Here is a 16,539-nt window from a genome sequence, read left to right on the forward strand (position 1 = left end):
AGTGACGAACACAGCTCATATTGAGTACAAGAGCTATCGCCTTTCAATCTGTTTATAAACGAACCAAACATAAAAAAAGCCCCAGTCTCTCGACTGGGGCTTTCATCTTTTCCCGATAGATAAGTATCGTGCTAGCGAAAACTTATCTCAAAACTAATGCTTACTTATTATGCGTTAGCTTTTTCTTTTTTAGCTTTTGGCGCTTTCGCTTCAGCTGGCTTTTGGTCTGCTTTCTTAAGGATAACTGTAGTACCTTCGAAAGTTTCGCCTTCAACGTATGGTTGGCCGAAGTAAGAAGTTGTTAGCACTTCTTTTAGCTCAGTGATTAGAGGGTAACGTGGGTTAGCACCTGTACACTGGTCATCGAACGCTTCAACAGCTAGCTCGTCTAGTTTAGCGATGAAGTCAGACTCGTTAACACCCGCAGCTTGGATAGATAGTGGGATGTCTAGGTCTTTCTTAAGCTCTTCTAACCAAGTCAGTAGACGTTCAATCTTCTGAGCAGTACGGTCACCAGCTTGGCTTAGGCCTAGGTGGTCAGCAACTTCAGCGTAACGACGACGTGCTTGTGGACGGTCGTACTGAGAGAATGCAGTCTGCTTAGTTGGGTTATCGTTCGCGTTGTAACGTACAACGTTTGAGATAAGTAGTGCGTTAGCAAGACCGTGTGGTAGGTGGAACTCAGCACCAATTTTGTGAGCCATTGAGTGACACACACCTAGGAATGCGTTCGCAAATGCTACACCAGCGATAGTTGCTGCGTTGTGTACTTTCTCACGAGCGATTGGGTCAGCCGCACCATTTTTGTAGCTTGATGGTAGGTATTCTTTAAGCATCTTAAGAGCTTGAAGAGCTTGACCGTCTGAGTATTCGTTCGCTAGAACAGATACGTAAGCTTCAAGAGCGTGAGTTACTGCATCGTAACCACCGAACGCTGTTAGAGACTTAGGCATGTTCATTACTAGGTTCGCATCAACGATAGCCATGTTTGGCGTGATTTCGTAGTCAGCTAGTGGGTACTTAGCACCAGTCTTGTCGTCTGTAACAACAGCGAATGGAGTAACCTCTGAACCCGTACCTGAAGTAGTAGTAATACATACTAGCTCAGCTTTTTGACCCATTTTAGGGAACTTGTAGATACGTTTACGGATATCCATAAAGCGCATTGCTAGTTCTTCGAAGTGAGTTTCTGGGTGCTCGTACATAACCCACATGATCTTAGCAGCATCCATTGGAGAACCGCCACCTAGAGCTAGGATTACGTCAGGTTGGAAGCTCTTCATTGCTTCAGCACCTTTCTCAACAACAGATAGCGTTGGATCTGCTTCTACGTCGAAGAAAGTTTGAACTTCGATGCCTTGTGCTTTAAGCAGGCTAACTACGTCATCAGCGTAACCGTTGTTGAATAGGAAACGGTCAGTTACTAGGAATGCGCGTTTCTTACCTTCTAGGTCGCTCATTGCGATTGGAAGGCTACCACGACGGAAGTAGATAGACTTAGGTAGTTTGTGCCACAACATGTTTTCAGCTCGCTTCGCTACAGTTTTCTTGTTGATAAGGTGCTTAGGACCTACGTTCTCAGAGATAGAGTTACCACCCCATGAACCACAACCTAGAGTTAGAGAAGGTGCAACGTTGAAGTTGTACAGGTCACCGATACCACCGTGAGTAGTAGGGATGTTGATTAGGATACGAGCAGTCTTCATCTTGTCACCGAAGTAACGGATGCGGTCTGCGTTAGTATCTTGGTTAGTGTAAAGACCAGATGTGTGACCGATACCACCGATTTCAACCATAGTTACCGCTTGAGCAACAGCGTCTTCGAAGTCGTCTGCGCGGAATAGACCTAGAGTTGGAGATAGTTTCTCGTGAGCGAATTCGTCATCGTAAGAAACTTTACCAAGACCTTCACCTACAAGTACTTTTGTATCAGCAGGAACTTTAACACCAGCCATTTCAGCGATTGCTGGAGCAGGTTGACCTACGATTTTAGCGTTTAAGTTGCCGTCGATAAGAAGCACTTTACGTACTTTATCAGCGTCAGCTTTAGATAGAACGTGAGCTTTGTGAGAAGCGAAACGCTCTTTAACTTCGTCATATACTTCACCAACAACGATTGCTGCTTGCTCAGAAGCACATACAACGCCGTTATCGAATGTTTTAGACATTAGGATAGATGCTACAGCACGTTTGATGTCAGCTGTTTCATCGATAACTACAGGAACGTTACCAGCACCAACACCGATTGCAGGCTTACCAGAAGAGTATGCTGCTTTAACCATGCCTGGACCACCAGTAGCAAGGATAAGTGCGATACCGTCGTGCTTCATAAGCGCGTTAGAAAGCTCTACAGATGGTTGGTCGATCCAACCGATGATGTCTTTTGGAGCACCAGCTGCAACAGCTGCGTCTAGAACCAGTTTCGCTGCGTCGTTAGTTGAGTTCTTTGCACGTGGGTGTGGCGAGAAGATGATGCCGTTACGTGTCTTAAGAGAGATTAGAGATTTGAAGATTGCTGTAGAAGTTGGGTTCGTTGTTGGAACGATACCACAGATGATACCTACAGGCTCGGCGATAGTCATTGTGCCTAGGTTGTCATCTTCTTCTAAGATGCCACATGTTTTTTCGTCTTTGTATTTGTTGTAGATAAATTCAGATGCAAAGTGGTTTTTGATAACCTTATCTTCAACAATACCCATTCCAGATTCAGCAACTGCTTGTTGTGCTAGTGGAATACGAGCGTGGTTAGCAGCAAGAGAAGCTGCACGGAAGATTGCGTCTACTTTCTCTTGAGAGAATGTTGCAAACTCTTCTTGTGCTGCTTTAACGCGAGCTACTAGAGCATCAAGTTCCGCTAAGTTAGTTACAGGCATGGTGGATCTCCTAAAATAATAAATATTAAAAACTTTTTATTAATTTCGCTGCTTGCTTTTAACCTCAAACAACAACGTTCTTAGTAAATTGCTTTCAGGACTGAGTATATTATTTCACTGTATGAAAAAAATTGACCCAGATCAGTTACCCAAAAAGAATTAACCAAAAAGTAGTAAGGCAATCGCAAAAATGAACCTAAGATGCTGATTTAAATAGATTAAAATCACATTTTCCATCAGAACAAAAAACAAGCAAACAGACGGCTTTTTTCTACATTGCGTCATAAACTGTAAAAAAGTTTCATTTTTAGTCCGTTAAATTACATGTATACAGCTATATTCGTGCTACTGAGAGTATATCCATACCGTTGCAACGAGCTAGAAACTGTCATAATTTTTATTAAAAGCGTGCGTGAGATAACATTTAGTTCAAATTGCGTTACAGCACGAAACACGAGAAAACACTTTGTAACACTGACATTACACATCTCACACTCAATTAGTTTTTCTAAAAAATAGCCCCTTCTTCAAGTTAGTTTTTTTCATTCGCTCTCATTGAATTTGTCCCTTACATTACGCACTCTGACAAAGGTCAGATCAAACCCACTATCCTACTTAACGTTACTGGAGATCGCTCTCATGCAAGGTTTAGAACTCGCAATCTTTATGCAATTCTTCCTTGGGCTTGTTGCAGCCGTAAACCCAATCGGCATCATGCCTGTTTTTGTTTCTCTAACTGCTCATATGCCACCAGAAGAGCGAAACAGGACAGCCTTACAAGCCAACATTGCTGTTGCCGTTATCTTGATTGTGTCGCTTGTTGCGGGGCAAATGCTGCTTGATATGTTTAGCATCTCGTTAGATTCATTCCGCGTTGCAGGTGGCTTACTGTTATTAAGCATCGCATTTTCGATGATGAGCGGTAAGCTCGGTGAAGATAAGCAGAACAAACAAGAAAAATCGGAATACATCAGTAAAGAGCAGATCGGCGTTGTTCCGCTGGCTATGCCGCTAATGGCAGGTCCGGGAGCAATCAGCTCGACCATTGTTTACGGTTCTCGCTACCCTGCTGCTATTGATACGGTAGGCATCGGCATTAGCATTATTGCCTTCGCAACTTGCTCTTGGCTTTTGTTCCGTTCAGCGCCAGTTATCGTTCGTTTCCTTGGTCAAACCGGTATCAACGTTATTACACGTATCATGGGCTTGATTCTTGGCGCATTGGGCATCGAGTTCATCGCCAATGGCTTACGTAATTTGTTCCCAGGTTTGGCATGACGTTTAACGGCATTTCGGTTGCTCTATAAAGGGCAGCAATATTGAAATATAGATGAGGCGAGTAAAGCAATTGGGCTTTCACTCGCCTCGTTATTATGAAGCTAGTATAATGACTGTTAATGCATTTAACAGAAGATGAATCTCTCCTTATGTCACGTAAGCCACTTAAGCATCATTTGTACGTCATTATCTTTGGCACTCACACTCCAGCCGGACGCGCATTTGATATTTCACTGATCGTTGCAATCTTGGCTTCGCTGTTGGTGCTTATCTTAGAGTCGATCCCTAATGTGATGACCGAGTGGTCACAGCAGTTGCGTTACATTGAATACAGCTTTACTGCCCTCTTTACGCTTGAGTATCTGTTGAGGCTCTATTGCTCTCCAAAACCAAAATCTTATGCCACCAGCTTTTACGGTGTCGTTGACCTATTAGCGATTCTTCCAACCTACTTAGCGATCATCTTCCCTGGTGCTTCGTTTATGGGTGTGGTGAGGCTGCTTCGTGTGATGCGTATCTTCCGAATCCTAAAACTGGTTCGCTACCTGCAAGATTCCAATATTCTGTTGCGCTCACTGTTAATGGCAAGACGAAAGATACTTATCTTCTTCAGCACAGTTGGGATCTTAGTCGTTATCTTTGGTGCTCTGATCTTTGTTATTGAAGGCCCAGAAAATGGCTTCACCAGTATTCCTCACAGCATCTATTGGGCAATCGTAACTATCACGACAGTGGGGTATGGTGACATGGTGCCGCAGACCGCGCTTGGCAAAGCCATAGCATCACTGACCATGCTATTGGGTTACTCAATTTTGGCGGTGCCGACAGGAATTATTACTGCGGAACTCAGTAATGAAATGAACTCACACAAAGAGTTGGTTAAGTGTCCTAACTGCAACCGAGCGGGTCATGATTCTGACGCCATATATTGCAAACACTGTGCAAGCGAATTGGCAGATCCAGACAAGCGTGTCGTCACTGAAGAGAAATAAAAGCAGATGCGAGATTCGGGTAGCGAGATACGAAAAAGATTTAATAGCAGTTTCGTGATTTGAGTATGTGACACAAAAATACTAAAAGGGTGGCGTTTATCGTCACCTTTTTTGATGTTGGTTCACTGAGCCAAAACGAGATTCCCGACTACGCTCCTTCGTCGCTATCGGGAATGACGCAATTTAAGTTAGGAGAAAAACGTCATCCTCAAGAGTGAGGAACGAACGAGTTGGGGATCTCTTCCTTGTCCCATTCCAATGAGAAGATTTAAGTGAAGTCTCGAGTGAAATTAATCAACCTTCCGCGAACAAAAAAGCCGATGTATTAACACCGGCCTTTGTATCTCACGAAGCTAAGCATTCACAAAGAGTGGCGCCTGCTTTAACTTCTGAATAGAAAGAGCTTTCGATTACGCCTTCTCAGCTAAGATAATGCGTAAAGTACGACGTAGTGGTTCTGCAGCACCCCAAAGCAGTTGGTCACCAACAGTGAATGCGTTTAGGAAGTCGTTACCCATCGACATCTTACGCAGACGACCGACTGGTAAAGACATAGTGCCTGTTACTTTCGCTGGTGTTAGCTCCTGTGCTGTGATGTCGCGGTCATTAGGAATCACTTTAACCCAATCATTGTGTGTCGCGATGATCTCTTCGATTTCGTCCATTGGAACGTCTTGCTTAAGCTTAATCGTTAGCGCTTGAGCGTGACAACGCATTGCACCGATACGTACACAAGTACCATCGATAGGGATTGGCTGACCATCTAGGCCAAGAATCTTGTTCGCTTCAACGCCCGCTTTCCATTCTTCTTTGCTTTGGCCGTTTTCACGCTTCACATCGATCCAAGGAATCAATGAGCCAGCAAGAGGAGCACCAAATTGGTCTGTTGGGAATGAAGATGAACGAATCGTATCCGCAACCTTCTTATCAATATCAAGAATCGAGCTTGAAGGATTTGCTAACTCAGAGCTTACGCTGTCGTTGATCACACCCATTTGTGAGATCAGCTCACGCATATTCTTAGCGCCAGCACCCGATGCCGCTTGGTAAGTCATCGCACTCATCCACTCGACCATGCCTTTTTCATATAGGCCGCCTAGTGCCATAAGCATCAAGCTCACAGTACAGTTACCGCCAACGAAAGTGTTGGTGCCGCTGTGAATGCCTTGCTGGATTTGAGCCAAGTTAACAGGATCAAGAGTGATGATTGAATCAGCATCCATACGTAAGGTAGAAGCCGCATCAATCCAGTAACCTTTCCAACCAGCTTGACGCAGCGCTGGGTATACTTTTGATGTGTAATCGCCACCTTGACAGGTAATCACAGCATCAAGCTGTTTTAGGCTATCAATATCAAAAGCGTCTTGAAGTAGACCCGCATCTTTGCCGCCTAGAACAGGGGCAGGAATACCAATCTGAGATGTGCTGTAATAAACAGGCTCAATCAAGTCGAAGTCTTTCTCTTCAACCATACGTTGCATCAGTACAGAACCAACCATACCACGCCAACCAACTAGACCTACTCTCATCGCTCACTCTCCATGTATAAATTAAAAATTGCTCTCCCCCATCTATAAGTTTTTCAGAAACAGAACTCAAGTGCTTTTTGTCAAAAAGTGTAACTTTTTCGTTTCTTTTAAGTGAACGTAATGAATCGTGCAGTTATCTCTGTATCGGCATTCCATCTCCACCTCATTGATTAAGCGCTCATTATCGACAAATTCAAACATTTACAACGCCAAAACCGATTGAGTCGACGCCCATCACAAACAGTAAATCCCTCTTTCAAACCAAGGTTAATCAGAGTTTTATTTTACAAAACGAAAACAACGTGCGACAGATTTCAACATGTAACAATCATGAATTTAACAATATTTCAGATTATGAAACCACAACTGATTGGTTTAATAGTCAAATATCACAACTTGGGCGTATTTTTTCGATATAATAAACTAATTACTGTAGTGTCCGTTCTGCACCACACACTATAACGAAGCACTATAAATGCTCGAAATCACAAGAGGCTTTTATGAAGCAGAGTAAAACTCGCCTACCGAACCTATTACAGGTATTCATCGCGTTAGGACTATTTCTATCCCTTGCTTTTTCCTTTACTGCAAAGCTTGACCTTCCAATTCAACTTGCCTTGTATATTGGCTGGTTCATTATCATGGTTCTTGGTATTCGTCTTGGACACCAATACAAAGACTTAGAAAAAGCAGCACTCAAAGGAATATCCAATGGCTTAGGCGCGGTTTTAATACTTTTAGCCGTTGGCGCTCTTGTTGGTACTTGGATCTCAGGCGGAATCGTACCTACTATCATTTACTATGGTCTGAAAGCTATCCACCCTTCTATCTTCCTTTTAGCGACCATGATTATCTGTTCTCTAACCGCATTGGCGACCGGTACTTCTTGGGGAGCTGCGGGTACAGCAGGTATCGCGATGATGGGTATCGGCCAAGGCCTAGGTGTTCCAGCACCGATTACTGCAGGTGCAGTGCTGTCAGGTTGTTACTTCGGTGACAAGATGTCTCCGCTTTCTGATTCAGTGATTCTGGCTTCTTCAATGTCTGGTGTTGAAGTAGTTGAACACATCAAGGGCATGCTTCCAGTTGCATTAATCAGCTACGTGATTACAGGCATCATGTTTACTGCGTTTGGTTTCCACTATGCGGGTAACGTGGACATGAGCCAAGTAGACTCTGTAATCAAAGCAATGGAAGTTCAGTTCTACATCACGCCTTACTCATTCGTTCCGGTACTGATCGTGCTTGGTCTGTTGGCTTTCCGTATGCCTTCATTCCCGGTAATCAGCTTTGGTTCTCTGCTGGGTATTATCTGGGCGGTCATGATCCAAGATATCGACTTCCTAACGGCATTCAATACGGCTTGGGCACCGTTCTCAATCTCATCTGGCGTAGAGTTTATTGATTCGATTCTTAACCGTGGCGGCATGTCTTCAATGCTGGGTTCAGTTGCGGTTATCGTATTTGGTCTAGGTTTCGGTGGCTTACTGGATAAAGTGGGCGTACTAGAGACAATCGCTAAGGTGTTTGAGCGCCGCGTAAACAGCGCAGGCTCACTAGCGACTAGCACAATTGGTACGGCCTTCATGGGTAACGTGTTCGGTTCTGCAATGTACGTATCGTTAATCCTTACGCCAAAAATCTGTGCGAAAAACTACGACCGTTTAGGCTACAAGCGTAAGAATCTATCTCGTAATGCTGAGTTTGGTGGCACGCTAACGTCGGGTATGGTTCCGTGGAGTGATAACGGTATCTACATGGCGAGCATTCTTGGTGTTGCGACGCTGTCTTACGCACCGTTCATGTGGTTAAGCTTCATCTGTATCATCGTGACTATCGTGACATCTTACATGGGTTGGTTCGTTGATAAGTGTGAACCAACAGCACCAGCGTTTGAAGCTGAAGAAGCAACAGAGTTAAGCAAGCAACAAGCTTAAGTTCAGGAGCTAACGCTTTCGAACGTAACTCAAAACGTTAATGGTTAAATGCAAAAAGAGCGCCCTAGAGCGCTCTTTTTTGATCTGCTGATTTACTTATCTATCTATTTATCTATTTATTGGCGGTTCGTTTACCCAACCAGTAACCGATACCTAACGGAGCAAAGAACACCACTAAGATAAACAGGATGAAGTAGATAATCACACCTTTTATTAACTCCATCAGTTTATCAATCGCAAGTACCACCACCTCTTGAGAGACGCGATCAAGGTCTTGTGTGAACAGTTCTCTCTCTGAAGTCACAATACCCGCAATCTCGATGCGCTCTTTGGCTATCATCTCAACCAGGGCTTCTCTCTCACGTGTCACCATCTTTTCCAGTGCCACACGTTCATCGCTCAACATCGCCAGTTTTTGGTCTGTTTTGTCACTAAGATCATTGAGCAATGGCTGCATTTCTGTCGACATAATAGAGGCTAGCGTTTGCATGTATTCTGGGTTGTTCTCAATAAAGTCTTGCATGCTTGCTGATGTTTGACGAAGGCTCTCTAGCGTCATCGATAGGTCTTCACCCGTTAGCGAGCTATTCAATGCAACCAACTCGGCTTTCCACGTCATCAGTTTCGGGGTCTGGTCAGCCATTAAGCTTAAGCGGTCTGATGCATCGCTCATTGCTTCTGGCATGGTGCCTAAGCTCTGGACGATTTGCGACTCGTCTTTACCAAGGTAACTTAGCCATTCACGGTAAGCAGGCGTGCTTCTGAATGTGAGGTCTTTAAATGGGTGGCTAGCGGCAAACTGAGCAACGAACGCTTTGCTTTTTTTGAAATCACTGGAGCTCAATACACCCTTTGCCAGTTTCTCTGCTTCTTGGTCAAGAAAACGAGCAGTCTCTATCGCATCATCCGTCGCGAACAGGTCCGCGCCATCGCCTTGGCTATAAAACTGATTCATTTGGGCAGTGAAAACCCACGAGTCAATTAACGCAGACATTGGGGAAGTTTGGTAAGCCGCTTGTTGTAATCCCTGCTCTGCATGGATCTTCCAAAGCAACACATAAGATTGATGTAAAGTGTCATCGGCAGGATAAGATTGCGCGATTAAATCAGCCGAGTCTTCTACTCGTGTAAAAAACATCTTGGCATATTCACGCGTCATGATCCGAGCATTTAACTCTTGTTGAGTGAGAGGCGTCGTTTGACTATCTAACTTAACTTCTAAGAGAGAACAACCACTTAGCACAATGCTAAGCACCAACACCATCCAACTTCGACTCGAAACTCGTAACATATAAACCTCTGACAAAGACTAAGGGCGCGGATTGTATGAGCGCTTCGTCAGAGTATTGTCAAAATTCCTGTAAAAGTTAACGCTGACTGTCTAAATATTCATGAGCAGAATCCACAGAGGCTTTTATTGCCTGCTCTAGTTCTTCTAAGTCGTGTTCGCTGATGGCTCTGGACTGCTTCATTGTCATTTCAATACTCGCGGCAATAATCGCCAACCGAGACGCTTTGATACTGCCAGCCACACCTTTTAAGCTATGTACAATGCGAGCGGCAGAGGTTTCATCTTTGGTCAGCAAAGATTTAAACTTCTCGTAGTCACCGGCATGATCTTGTACAAACACACCAAGCAACAGTTCGACAGATTCAGCATCACCATCGAGTGTTTCTAACATGTCTTCGATATCAATTGCAGGCTTTGAATCTGTCACACTAGCAATGTGCTTTTCTTCTACTGGCGTCGGTTCAAGGCCTTGCTCTACAGAGTGTTGCTGAACATGCCTTGAGACGCTAACACTCTGCGGAGGTTGAGGGTCGGAATACTGGTTCGTTGACGTGTTCTCGGGCACATAAGCGTCATTATCTGCTTGTTTCACGGCTGAGGAAACCACGTCGCTTGAAGAAGCCTTTTCTTTACTGGAATCAATTTCAGGCTCAGAACTGAGTTCGTGACCGGCTTCTGTAATCGTTTTTTTGGATCTAACGCCCCACAACACTATCCCGCTCATTGCCACTAAGCTTAGACCTAGCATCACCAACAATAAGTTGAACTGACGATCGTGGAACTCAGCTTCGAGTTTAATGATCTGTTCATTCACTGAGTTTTTCTTAATCTTATCGACCAAATAGTTAAGCTGAGCATAATCACTCAACAATGCTGACGCATCAGCCAGTAGTTGTTGGAGTGCATCTTGTTCTTCGGTTTCTAATGAATAAGATTTTTCTAGAATGGAATCAAAGGATCGATAAGTCGCTGACGAACTTTGATTGTCAGAGTACATTGCTTCAAATACCACAACTCCGAATTCATTTAGTAGTGGCTTTAGCTTAGGGGAAAGCTCTTTATCAGCACGCAACATCTTAATGTTATCAACAATGTCTTGAACTTGGCTTTCGATCGGAATGAACTCATCGAACTTTTCTAGGAACTGATCGGCTACGTACAACAGTTGGTTCACATCAGGACGAAACAAGGCGTGTTGGAAATCAGATTCAATCTGCAGTCGGATCGAATAAACCAACTGAGCGTCGAGTGCGAGATCATTGATACGAGAGACTCGAAGCGGTTCTGAGAAATAGAGCGATTGCCTCAATTCGTTGACTCGAATACCGAGCTCTTCGATTTGAGCAAGAGAATTGGTGTAGGAACGGCTTAGATTAAGAAGAGCCAATGAAGGAAGTAGCCACAGAGCCAAGAGCACAACCAAGAAGGTCGCTGGTTTTTTAAAGCGTTTGGGCTTTGCTACTGATTGTTCCATCTATATTCCTTGTGCGTGTTAACTTGAAGCCATGACACTTACTAAAAGATTGAGCACAAAATAAGCGACAACATCCTGCTGCCGCTTTTATCCGTTAACTTCGGACTATGACTTATTGCGAGTCAGTTGGTCACGTAAGTTCGGTGGAGTGCCTTTAATCGTAAGCGTGTCTGTCTCCGGATCGTAAAAGATACGTTCGCCTAGAAGCAGACTATCAAAACTAACATTCAAACCGCCACCAGCACCAACAAATTTTGTTAGTTTACGCATAGTTGCGCGATCGGCTGGGAAGCTGTCTTCTAGCTCGTAGCCTTGCTCACTAGTATAGTCAAAGAAGCTGGTACCATCTGTGCTTGCTGGCAATTCTCCAGAAAGTTCACGCACTTGTACTTCATCACCGGCTTTAAGCTGCTCGTTACAGTAATCCGCAACCTGCTTTTTGTAGCTGATCGCTTCTTCTTTTTCCAATTTAGAGTCAGAAACGAAGTCTTCTACCGCTTGCATCAGTACTTGGTTTTGTTGTTTTGCATCCAAACCGACTTCAGCTTGTAAGAAATCTAAGAAGAAATCCGCGACTTTACGGCCAACACGTCCTTTAATGTAAGTTAAGTAACGGTTTGACTCTTTGTCAGTCTCATAAGTAGAAAGGTCTAGGCGAGCCGCGATATCCATTTTTGAGATATCAAGGTAGTCAGTCGCACTAATATCAAGCCCTTCAGTTACCTTTAGGCTTTGGTTTGAAGGCAATAAACCAATGAAAAGGTAATCTGTTGCAAGTGACTGATATTCGGCCATTACCAAGATACCTTCGTCAGCGAATGGGTACTTTGATAGTTCGTCTTTTAGACGTTGCGCACTCTTTTGAGAAAAATCGTAAAAGTTTGTCTCACCAGCACGAAGTTGATGCAACCACTGCTGGAATTCGCTGTCAGATTTGAAAGAACCAAACCCTTTGCCTGCTTTTGAATTAAAAACACGGTGAAGTTCAGCAACTAGGCTTTCAGATGAAGCATCGTTTTCTAGAGATTCAGCACGATAGTTAACAATCAGCTCATCCTGATCGTTCTTACTCAGCTGGTGTAAAATTACGTTGGAAAGGTGAAGGCTCATAGTGAAAATATTACCGTTCAGGTTTCAGTTGTCGTGCATAGTAGGTTATCATAAGCCGCTTTTACTATCATTATTAGAGTCCTTATGCCGATTATATCTAAATACACAGATGATCAAGTTGAAAAAATCCTAGCTGAAGTAGGTGCTGTACTATCTAAGCACAAAGCTTCGCCAGAACTTTCACTGATGATCGCTGGAAATATCGCAACCAATGTCTTAAATCAGAATGTTGCTGCTTCACAACGCAAAGGAATTGCTGAAAAATTTGCCGAGGCTTTAATTTCTTCTCTTGAAGATAAAAAGTCTCACTAAATTTGATTGACGGATAAAAGAATTATAAATGGTAGACAGCGCAAACTCATATAGCGATCGTGTATCTCGACTGGTTGGTTGGGGTCACTGGTTTGCATTTTTCAACATCATTGCTGCGATGTTGATTGGTACTCGTTATATTACTCAATCTGCTTGGCCAGAAACCTTGCTAGGTCAATTTTATTTGGCTGCATCGTGGGTTGGTCATTTTGGCTTTTTAGTGTTCGCGCTCTATCTATTAGTGCTGTTCCCGCTCACTTTTATTCTTCCGTCGAGGAAGTTATTACGTTTGGTTGCGGTTTGTTTTGCGACCATAGGTTTAACTGTCCTACTGATTGATACCCAAACGTATCAAAATATAAACCTCCACCTGACACCTGTCGTGTGGGAGGTTTTATTCAGTGGAGAGGAATCTGCATTCACATCTGATTTGCAGCACCTCTTCATTGTTATGCCATTTATCTTCTTACTACAGCTTGGTCTGTCTGAGTGGGTTTGGCGTAAGCAGCGTAAACTGTCTCATAAACACATTGGCCGTCCGATTACTGCCGTCTTCTTCTTGTGTTTCATCAGCAGCCACTTGACCTACATGTGGGCTGATGCGTATTTCTATAACCCAATTACTAGCCAGAAAGCGAACTTCCCACTGTCTTACCCAATGACAGCGAAAAGCTTTATGGAAAAACATGGCCTATTAGATCGTGAAGAGTACCTTGAGCGTTTAGAAGCGAACAAAGAGAACGTAAACCTAGTTAGCTATCCGCTAGAAAAAATTCAATACAACCGCCGCAGTGATGATCTTAATATCCTGATGGTGAGTGTGAACAACCTTCGCGCTGACGCACTAAATGCGACAGCGATGCCAAACAGCTATGCTTACGCACAACAGTCGATCAACTTCACCAACCACTACAGTTCAAGTAACGATATGTTTGGTATTTTCGGCTTGTTCTACGGCCTGCCGAGCAGCTACGCAAGCAGCATCGAAGCTCAAGGGTCAAGCGCAGTACTGTTGGATGTATTAGATAATCACGATTATAAGTTTGCTGCTTTCAGCGGCGACAACTTTAGCGATACACTTTACTCGGATATTATCTTCCGAGGCCGTGATGTTATGCCACAGCAAGCAACTTATGATGACCAGAGTGCAATCAAAGCTTGGTCTGATTGGATTCAATCACCACAAGCTAAACGCCCTTGGTTTAACTTTATTGAACTGACTACACTGGATAACTTCGCCAGCTACGATTCAAGTTCAGAGTCGGACTCAACGTTAACAACAGCAGAACGTTTTGCTGCAGATTATCAAAAGTCAGCAACAGCGGCCGATGCTCAGTTAGCAACTATCTACGCTGAACTGGAACGCTTAGAGCTCGCCGACAACACAGTAGTTATCATTACCTCTAACCACGGTACTGAGTTTAACGAAACCAAAACCAACAGCTGGGGTGCAAACTCCAACTACAGTCGTTATCAGTTACAAGTACCGCTGTTTATCAGCTGGCCAGGTAAGTCTGCTTCTGAATACACGCACCGTTCTAGTCATCTAGACGTATCAGTAACACTGATGCAAGAGCTATTGGGCGTATCTTCGAACCCAACGGACTTCAGTAGTGGTCGCAGCCTGTTTAATGAGCGTAAGAGAAAGTGGATCCTAGCGGGCGACTCTCGTGAACTTGCTCTTGTTACTGACCAACAAACAACGGTATTAGATAAATTTGGCAACTACAAATTGTACGACCAGAATTACAAACGCTTGAAAAACGTAAGCCCTCGCTTACCTGTGTTGATGCAAGGCCTAACCGAGCTACAGCGTTTCTACACAAAAAATGACTAAATAATCAGCACACAGAAAAGGGAAGCCAAGCGCTTCCCTTTTTTATTGCCGTGAGTGATTAGAAAACAAGCAACAAAACAAAATTATGAAAATTAAGGGTTTACAAGATCCTCTGCCCCTTATATTATTCACGCCACTGGAGGGATGGCTGAGTGGTCGAAAGCACCGGTCTTGAAAACCGGCAACCGTTAATAGCGGTTCTAGGGTTCAAATCCCTATCCCTCCACCACATTAAAGAAAGCCGCTGAGAAATCAGCGGCTTTTTTGCATCTGAAGCTTTTTAAAATATAAAGCTCATCTAACAAGACTCTATCCACTCTCATTTTCAAACCCATTCACTTGATACCTACTCTTAAATTCCGATCTCAGAGTTCTAAGCTAAAAGCTCCTAGTTAAGAGTCCCTAGCTGAAAGTTCTTATGCCTAAACCACTTCCCTCATAACTTTACCTGCAAGCCAATTAGATACTTTCTTTTTTTAATGGTACAGAAACACTTCGCGTACAACGAAAGTTAGGAATACTTGGCTTATTGAGTATTAGATTTTGTCGGTTTCTTAATAAACCGAACAATAAATAATCATTTAGAACAAAAACACCAAAAAGCGTTCATAAAAAAAGCAGTCAGTTGATAAGGGTATTTACAAGCGAAAGCCACCCTTATATTATACGCGCCATTGGAGGGATGGCTGAGTGGTCGAAAGCACCGGTCTTGAAAACCGGCAACCGTTAATAGCGGTTCTAGGGTTCAAATCCCTATCCCTCCACCACATTAAAGAAAGCCGCTGAGAAATCAGCGGCTTTTTTGTATCTGGAGAAAACCTAGTTCAGCAGGTCAACTATTCACGGCTAGTGCCGCTTTCAATAACTGCATGTGAATAGGAACCAGATCTTGATGCTGTGTTCGATAGCCACCACCAACAACACACGCCATCGGAATGGAGTCTGATTTCGCTAAGCCGATCATCAAGCAGTCGCGTTCAAATATGCCTTGAGTAGACACATTCAAATAGCCCAGTTCATCGTCTTGATGGATGTCGATACCCGCATCATAGATGATGAGATCAGGTTGATGATGGGCAATCGCCAGCTTAGTGACTTGTTCGAAACACCTTAGAAACTCTTCATCTTCAGTTTCACGGCTTAATGGCACATCTAAATCCGATAATGGCTTTCGTGCAGGGAAATTTTTGTCACAGTGGAAAGACAGAGTAATAATCTCATCGCTATCTTGGCAAAGCGTCGCAGTGCCATCGCCATGATGAACATCACTATCGACAATCAACACTTTATCTATGTGCTCAAAGGTCAACGCGTGCTTTGCTGCCAGCACAAGATCATTCAACAGACAAAAGCCACTGCCAAAGTCATGATGCGCGTGATGGTAGCCACCACTCAAATGAATCGCTAAACCACTCTCTATCGCCATTTCTGCGGCCAAGCAAGTTCCTCCGCTGGAATAGAGCGTTCTTTCAATAAGTTGCTCACTCCACGGAAAGCCGATACGCCTCATCTTTGCCGCAGGCAGGTTTCCAGAAACAAGCAAATCGACATACTCGCTATCGTGTACCTGTTTTACTTGCTCAACCGAAACGGGCGTTGGTTGGAACACTTCAAACTTGCTCTTCCACAAGGGTTCGCTATCCATTAGCGCCTCAACAGCACTGTGTAACAACTGATATTTGTTAATCGGATAACGGTGACCTTCAGGTAAAGGCAGTTGCGAATAGATTGGGTGGTAAATTAAAGGAATCATAATCAAGTTAATTGCGTATCTTTCTCAAAATCATAACAGCCTCAGACTTGGCGACAACCTTAATTAATGATAACAATTATCATTACCTTAAATCCATTTTAGAGGCAACAATGAAAAACGTAATACTCATCCTTGGGGTGATCTGCGGCTCGA

At 43.7% G+C, this 16,539-nt stretch carries 11 protein-coding genes and 2 tRNA genes; 7 read left to right on the forward strand and 6 right to left on the reverse strand.

Going from position 1 to position 16,539, the window contains the following annotated elements; genetic code table 11:
- Window positions 1–167: 167 nt before the first annotated feature.
- A complete protein-coding gene (adhE, locus tag CWO27_RS02790; RefSeq protein WP_048659757.1) occupies window positions 168–2,873 on the reverse strand; it encodes a bifunctional acetaldehyde-CoA/alcohol dehydrogenase in 2,706 nt (901 codons plus the stop codon).
- Between the two features lie 639 nt (window positions 2,874–3,512).
- Here adhE and CWO27_RS02795 point away from each other — a divergent pair.
- Both CWO27_RS02795 and CWO27_RS02800 read left to right on the forward strand, forming a co-directional pair.
- Window positions 3,513–4,151 carry a YchE family NAAT transporter gene (locus tag CWO27_RS02795; protein WP_004734056.1) on the forward strand — a complete coding sequence of 213 codons (639 nt, stop codon included), beginning with the start codon at window positions 3,513–3,515 and terminating at the stop codon, window positions 4,149–4,151.
- A 149-nt stretch (window positions 4,152–4,300) separates the two neighbouring features.
- Window positions 4,301–5,143 (forward strand): ion transporter, encoded by an 843-nt coding sequence (locus tag CWO27_RS02800; protein WP_102433627.1) that lies wholly within the window; start codon window positions 4,301–4,303, stop codon window positions 5,141–5,143.
- A 410-nt stretch (window positions 5,144–5,553) separates the two neighbouring features.
- Here CWO27_RS02800 and asd read toward each other — a convergent pair whose 3' ends face one another.
- Complete coding sequence (gene asd, locus CWO27_RS02810) at window positions 5,554–6,672, reverse strand: aspartate-semialdehyde dehydrogenase (protein WP_107898522.1); 1,119 nt, start codon at window positions 6,670–6,672, stop codon at window positions 5,554–5,556.
- 500 nt (window positions 6,673–7,172) lie between these two features.
- On the opposite strand from asd, the gene nhaC reads away from it, so the two are divergent.
- Window positions 7,173–8,609 (forward strand): Na+/H+ antiporter NhaC, encoded by a 1,437-nt coding sequence (gene nhaC / locus CWO27_RS02815; protein WP_017063453.1) that lies wholly within the window; start codon window positions 7,173–7,175, stop codon window positions 8,607–8,609.
- Window positions 8,610–8,721: 112 nt separating this feature from the next.
- Here nhaC and CWO27_RS02820 read toward each other — a convergent pair whose 3' ends face one another.
- From CWO27_RS02820 to yejK, 3 genes are all read right to left on the reverse strand, one after another.
- On the reverse strand, window positions 8,722–9,900 hold the full coding sequence (locus CWO27_RS02820; protein WP_102433624.1) for a chemotaxis protein: 1,179 nt from the start codon (window positions 9,898–9,900) through the stop codon (window positions 8,722–8,724).
- A 76-nt stretch (window positions 9,901–9,976) separates the two neighbouring features.
- A complete protein-coding gene (locus tag CWO27_RS02825) occupies window positions 9,977–11,374 on the reverse strand; it encodes an Hpt domain-containing protein (RefSeq protein ID WP_102433623.1) in 1,398 nt (465 codons plus the stop codon).
- 105 nt (window positions 11,375–11,479) lie between these two features.
- Entirely contained in the window at window positions 11,480–12,484 is a 1,005-nt protein-coding gene (gene yejK / locus CWO27_RS02830; RefSeq protein ID WP_017061190.1) for a nucleoid-associated protein YejK, read from the reverse strand.
- Window positions 12,485–12,568: 84 nt separating this feature from the next.
- On the opposite strand from yejK, the gene CWO27_RS02835 reads away from it, so the two are divergent.
- The 4 genes from CWO27_RS02835 (at window position 12,569) to CWO27_RS02850 (ending at window position 15,400) form a co-directional block, all read left to right on the forward strand.
- The gene (locus CWO27_RS02835; protein WP_017068253.1) at window positions 12,569–12,796 is read left to right on the forward strand and encodes a YejL family protein; all 228 of its coding nucleotides are present in this window, start codon (window positions 12,569–12,571) and stop codon (window positions 12,794–12,796) included.
- Between the two features lie 28 nt (window positions 12,797–12,824).
- Window positions 12,825–14,633 carry a DUF3413 domain-containing protein gene (locus tag CWO27_RS02840; protein WP_102433622.1) on the forward strand — a complete coding sequence of 603 codons (1,809 nt, stop codon included), beginning with the start codon at window positions 12,825–12,827 and terminating at the stop codon, window positions 14,631–14,633.
- Between the two features lie 138 nt (window positions 14,634–14,771).
- Window positions 14,772–14,862 (forward strand) — tRNA-Ser (locus tag CWO27_RS02845).
- A 447-nt stretch (window positions 14,863–15,309) separates the two neighbouring features.
- A tRNA-Ser gene (locus CWO27_RS02850) sits at window positions 15,310–15,400 on the forward strand.
- Window positions 15,401–15,465: 65 nt separating this feature from the next.
- Here the strand turns inward: CWO27_RS02850 and CWO27_RS02855 are convergent.
- A complete protein-coding gene (locus tag CWO27_RS02855; protein WP_102478324.1) occupies window positions 15,466–16,386 on the reverse strand; it encodes a histone deacetylase family protein in 921 nt (306 codons plus the stop codon).
- Window positions 16,387–16,539: the final 153 nt, after the last annotated feature.

It is taken from the genome of Vibrio sp. 10N.286.51.C3 (assembly GCF_003050065.1).
GTDB classification, from domain to species: Bacteria; Pseudomonadota; Gammaproteobacteria; order Enterobacterales; family Vibrionaceae; genus Vibrio; species Vibrio crassostreae.

Excerpts from the sequence above, each read along its gene's own strand:
- adhE (WP_048659757.1), bottom strand. The coding sequence starts at position 2,873 with ATGCCTGTAACTAACTTAGCGGAACTTGATGCTCTAGTAGCTCGCGTT.
- CWO27_RS02795 (WP_004734056.1), top strand. The coding sequence starts at position 3,513 with ATGCAAGGTTTAGAACTCGCAATCTTTATGCAATTCTTCCTTGGGCTT.
- CWO27_RS02800 (WP_102433627.1), top strand. The coding sequence starts at position 4,301 with ATGTCACGTAAGCCACTTAAGCATCATTTGTACGTCATTATCTTTGGC.
- asd (WP_107898522.1), bottom strand. The coding sequence starts at position 6,672 with ATGAGAGTAGGTCTAGTTGGTTGGCGTGGTATGGTTGGTTCTGTACTG.
- nhaC (WP_017063453.1), top strand. The coding sequence starts at position 7,173 with ATGAAGCAGAGTAAAACTCGCCTACCGAACCTATTACAGGTATTCATC.
- CWO27_RS02820 (WP_102433624.1), bottom strand. The coding sequence starts at position 9,900 with ATGTTACGAGTTTCGAGTCGAAGTTGGATGGTGTTGGTGCTTAGCATT.
- CWO27_RS02825 (WP_102433623.1), bottom strand. The coding sequence starts at position 11,374 with ATGGAACAATCAGTAGCAAAGCCCAAACGCTTTAAAAAACCAGCGACC.
- yejK (WP_017061190.1), bottom strand. The coding sequence starts at position 12,484 with ATGAGCCTTCACCTTTCCAACGTAATTTTACACCAGCTGAGTAAGAAC.
- CWO27_RS02835 (WP_017068253.1), top strand. The coding sequence starts at position 12,569 with ATGCCGATTATATCTAAATACACAGATGATCAAGTTGAAAAAATCCTA.
- CWO27_RS02840 (WP_102433622.1), top strand. The coding sequence starts at position 12,825 with ATGGTAGACAGCGCAAACTCATATAGCGATCGTGTATCTCGACTGGTT.
- CWO27_RS02855 (WP_102478324.1), bottom strand. The coding sequence starts at position 16,386 with ATGATTCCTTTAATTTACCACCCAATCTATTCGCAACTGCCTTTACCT.